This is a genomic window from Nonomuraea rhizosphaerae (assembly GCF_019396405.1).
GTDB lineage: Bacteria > Actinomycetota > Actinomycetes > Streptosporangiales > Streptosporangiaceae > Nonomuraea > Nonomuraea rhizosphaerae.
Window position 1 is genome coordinate 1 of the sequence record NZ_JAHKRL010000104.1, and the last position, 3,952, is coordinate 3,952.

5 protein-coding genes are annotated in these 3,952 nt (G+C 71.6%); 3 read left to right on the top strand and 2 right to left on the bottom strand.

Going from position 1 to position 3,952, the window contains the following annotated elements:
- Window positions 1-615, bottom strand: a 615-nt coding sequence (locus KME77_RS05080) for a hypothetical protein (protein ID WP_219462448.1), incomplete at its 3' end; no start/stop codon positions are given.
- 191 nt (window positions 616-806) lie between these two features.
- Between KME77_RS05080 and ald the strand changes: the two genes are divergently transcribed.
- Window positions 807-1,928, top strand: coding sequence for an alanine dehydrogenase (gene ald / locus KME77_RS05085; protein WP_219462449.1), 1,122 nt, complete (start codon window positions 807-809; stop codon window positions 1,926-1,928).
- Between the two features lie 15 nt (window positions 1,929-1,943).
- Here the strand turns inward: ald and KME77_RS05090 are convergent, their stop codons facing one another.
- Window positions 1,944-2,642 carry a thioredoxin-like domain-containing protein gene (locus KME77_RS05090; protein WP_219462451.1) on the bottom strand — a complete coding sequence of 233 codons (699 nt, stop codon included), beginning with the start codon at window positions 2,640-2,642 and terminating at the stop codon, window positions 1,944-1,946.
- A 146-nt stretch (window positions 2,643-2,788) separates the two neighbouring features.
- Between KME77_RS05090 and KME77_RS05095 the strand changes: the two genes are divergently transcribed.
- Both KME77_RS05095 and KME77_RS05100 read left to right on the top strand, forming a co-directional pair.
- Entirely contained in the window at window positions 2,789-3,466 is a 678-nt protein-coding gene (locus KME77_RS05095) for a DUF305 domain-containing protein (protein ID WP_219462453.1), read from the top strand.
- Between the two features lie 37 nt (window positions 3,467-3,503).
- Window positions 3,504-3,952 (top strand): FAD-dependent oxidoreductase (locus tag KME77_RS05100; protein ID WP_219462455.1); only part of this gene is annotated, 449 nt, incomplete at its 3' end.

Consider the following 3,952-nt stretch of genomic DNA (forward strand, 5'->3'; position numbering starts at 1 on the left):
GGCCGGGGCGCCGCCCGAGGGCTGCGGGCCGGCGGAGGCGCCGGCGCCGAGCAGGCCGGCGACCAGCGCCTCGGCGGCGGCCTTGTCGAAGCCGGTGATGCTCAGGCTGTCGCCGTCCATGCTCTGGGTGACGATCGGCGCGGCCACGACGGTCTTGGGCAGCCGTACGACCGCCACCTGCCGCTGGTTGGCCACCTGCTCGTCGATGAGCCGAGCCACCCTGTCCTTGAACGCGGGCGCGATGGCGATGCGCACCGAATAGGTGCCGTCCTTCTCCCGCACGGCCTCGATCTGCTGCACGGCGTTGACGGTGACGCCGTCCTCCAGCAGGTAGCAGGTGGTCTGCTGCTCGTCCATGGCGCCCTCCGCGCCCTGGCAGGGGCCCGCCTTGCGGTCGCGGACCGGCGCGAAGTGGATGGGCGTCGCCAGCCGCTGGGGCTGGGTGCCGCCGATCAGCGGGGCGTCGGGGCTTCTGGTCATCAGGACGGCGACGGTGCCGAGCACGCCGGAGACGAGCACGACAAGGACCAGCGAGACGATCAACACGATGGTGGTCAGTCTGCTGGCCTGCGGCTCTCCGGGCTCCGCGGGCGGCGGCTCTTCCGGCTTGTCCATCGACGGCGATCCCATCCTGACGTTCGGGCTGCCGGTGAGCCTATCGAGGAGACGCTGCAGCGGGGAAATCAGTCGAACATTCCTCGCTTTTCCGCAAGATTACGGAGCTGAGCGCATGATGAAAGGAAGATTGCCGGAGGAATCACTGGGTCGCGAGGGATCTTCGCGCCTGAGGGGAAGAGGGTGAAGCCATGAAGGTCGGCGTACCCCGTGAAGTGAAGGACAACGAACATCGCGTCGCCCTCACCCCGGCGGGCGCGCACGAACTCGTCCGGCACGGCCACCAGGTCCACGTCGAGCGTGCGGCCGGTCTCGGCTCCTCGATCCCGGACGCCGACTACGAGGCGGCGGGCGCGGTCGTGCTGCCCGGCGCCGACGACGTGTGGGCCGCCGCCGACCTGGTGCTGAAGGTGAAGGAGCCGGTCGCCGAGGAGTACCACCGGATGCGCAAGGGCCAGGTGCTGTTCACCTACCTGCACCTGGCCGCCTCGCGGGAGTGCACCGAGGCGATGCTCGGCTCGGGCGTCGTCGGCATCGCCTACGAGACCGTGCAGACGCCCGGCGGCGCGCTGCCGCTGCTGGCGCCCATGTCGGAGGTCGCGGGACGGCTCGCGCCGCAGGTCGGCGCCTACCACCTGATGCGCTCCGAGGGCGGCAGGGGCGTGCTGATGGGCGGCGTGTCCGGCGTGCGCGCGGCGAACGTCGTGGTGATCGGCGCGGGCGTGTCCGGCATGAACGCGGCGGCCATCGCGCTCGGCATGCAGGCCGAGGTCCTCCTGCTCGACAGGAACATCGACAAGCTCCGCCAGGCCGACGTGATCTACCAGGGCCACTGCCAGACCGTCGCCTCCAACACCCTGGAGATCCAGCGCGCCGTACGGGAGGCCGACCTCGTCATCGGGGCTGTGCTGGTGCCCGGCGCCAAGGCCCCCAAGCTGGTGACCAACGAGCTGGTGGCCCGGATGAAGCCCGGGTCGGTGCTGGTGGACATCTCCATCGACCAGGGCGGCTGCTTCGAGGACTCCCGGCCGACGACGCACGCCGAGCCGACGTACCGGGTGCACGGCTCGATCTTCTACTGCGTGGCCAACATGCCGGGGGCGGTGCCGCACACCTCCACGTTCGCGCTGACGAACGTGACGCTGCCGTACGCGCTGGCCATCGCCGACCACGGCTGGCGCGCGGCCGCCCGCCGGGACCCGGCGCTGGCGCTTGGCCTGAGCACGTACGAGGGAGAGCTGGTCAGCGAGCCGGTGGCGCAGGCGCACGGCCTGGAGCGGACGCCGCTGGAGGACGTGCTGGCCAGGCGGTGACCGGCCGCGCGACGGCTACTGGTTCGACGGGCTGATCGTCTCCATCGGGGTGCTGGCCTGGCCCTTGGGCTCCGGCGGCAGCGGGGCCTGGTCGGCCGTGGTGGTGATGGCGTCAGGGCCGCCGCAGATCGCGCCGGGCTCCGGGGTGTCCGGGCCGTTCTGGAACTTCTTGATGAACGCCGCCAGCTTCGGGTCGTCGGCCTTGTCCAGCTTGAGCTGGTGGCCCCACGAGGACGCCACGACGGGAGCGGGAAGGTTCGGGAACGGGCTGACCAGCATGTACTCGGGGTCGCCGGTGGAGTTGACCGTCTTCTTCAAGGCGTCGAGCTGGGCCGCGGGCAGGTCGGGGCGGTAGGTGATCCAGGTGGCGCCGTGCTCGAGCGCGTGGACGGCGTGCTCGGGGTGGATGGGCTTGTCGTAGACGGCGCACTTCTGCCAGTAGTTGTTGTGCTGGCCGCCGACGGGCGGGGTCTCCTTGTACGTCACCGCGTTCCACACGTGCTGGCCGGCGTCGTACTTGTAGTTGGCGACGTCGCCCATCGACGTCTGACTGGCCTGTCTGACCAGGTAGAAGCCGACCACTCCGACGAGCAGCACGATGACGAGCCCGCCCGCTCCCCACATCAACAGCGCGGCGCGGCGCTCCTTGCTCTTCTGCTGCGCGCGCATCTTCTGCAGATGCTCGCGACGCGCCTGCGCCTTCTCCTTCGTCATCGTTCCTCCATCGGCCTGCCAACTCCGGGTCACCCTATGCCCTCCGGGCGTATAGGGAGAATAAGCGGGACCTAAGCGTCCGGGCACACCTGGGCAACCCGGTGCGGCACCACGCTGGGCGACATGGTGGGTACGCTGGACGAGCCATGAACAAGCCCGCGAAGAACTCACTGCTGGCCGCCTGCGCCGTGCTGGTCGTCGTCGCCGCCGCGCTCTTCCTCGTGTTCGGCAGGAGCGGCACGCCGGGCGACGCCTCGGCCGAGGCGGGGTTCGCGCGCGACATGGCCACGCACCACGCGCAGGCCGTCGACATGTCGTTCACGATCAGGGACAAGACGCAGTCCAAGGACATCCGCAACCTGGCGTACGACATCATCACGACGCAGTCCACCCAGCGCGGGATGTTCCTCGGCTGGCTGCAGCAGTGGGGGCTTCCCCAGACCGGCGACCGGCAGCCGATGGCGTGGATGGCCGGGCACGGGCACGGCGGCGCCGGTCAGGCGGCTGGTCAGACGACCGGCCAGCCGACCGGTCAGGCGGGCGTCCAGGCGGGCGGGACGATGCCGGGCATGGCGTCGCAGGCGGAGCTGACCAAGCTCGGCGACGCGCGGGGCGCGGCGGCCGAGGTGCTGTTCCTGCAGCTGATGATCCGCCACCATGAGGGTGGCGTGCAGATGGCCCAGGGCCTGCTGAGACTGTCCAGGCGGGACGAGGTCACCGGCATGGCCCAGAAGATCGTCAACGGGCAGAGCGGTGAGATCAAGCTGATGACGGAGATGCTCAGGCAGCGCGGGGCGCAGCCGTACCCGACGATCCTGAAGTGAGCGCGCTGCCGGGGCTCCGCGTGAGCACGGTGCCGGGGTGAGCGCCGACGCGGTCGTGGTCGGGTCCGGGCCGAACGGGCTGGTCGCCGCCGTGCTGCTGGCCGCCGCCGGGCGTGAGGTGCTGCTGCTGGAGGCGGCCGACCGGTTCGGCGGGGCGTTGCGCTCGGCCGAGCTGACCCTGCCCGGGCGGGTGCACGACCTCGGGGCGGCGGTGATGGCGATGACGCTGGCCTCCCCCGCGTTCCGGGAGCTGGATCTCCAGGTCGAGTTCGCGCATCCTCCCGTGGTCGCCGCGCATCCGCTCGACGACCGTCCCGCCGTGCTCGTGCACCGCGACGCCCGCCGCACCGCCGAGGGGCTGGGCCGGGACGCGGCGGCGTGGCAGGCGACGGTGGGCGCGGCGGCGCGGGCCGGGCTGCCGCTGGTGGACCTGGCGCTCAGGCCGCTGGGCCCCTGGCGGGCGGGGCCGGCGACGCTCGCGCGGGC

Coding starts and splice junctions, on each gene's coding strand:
- KME77_RS05095 (WP_219462453.1), top strand. CDS start 2,789: ATGAACAAGCCCGCGAAGAACTCACTGCTGGCCGCCTGCGCCGTGCTG.
- KME77_RS05090 (WP_219462451.1), bottom strand. CDS start 2,642: ATGACGAAGGAGAAGGCGCAGGCGCGTCGCGAGCATCTGCAGAAGATG.
- ald (WP_219462449.1), top strand. CDS start 807: ATGAAGGTCGGCGTACCCCGTGAAGTGAAGGACAACGAACATCGCGTC.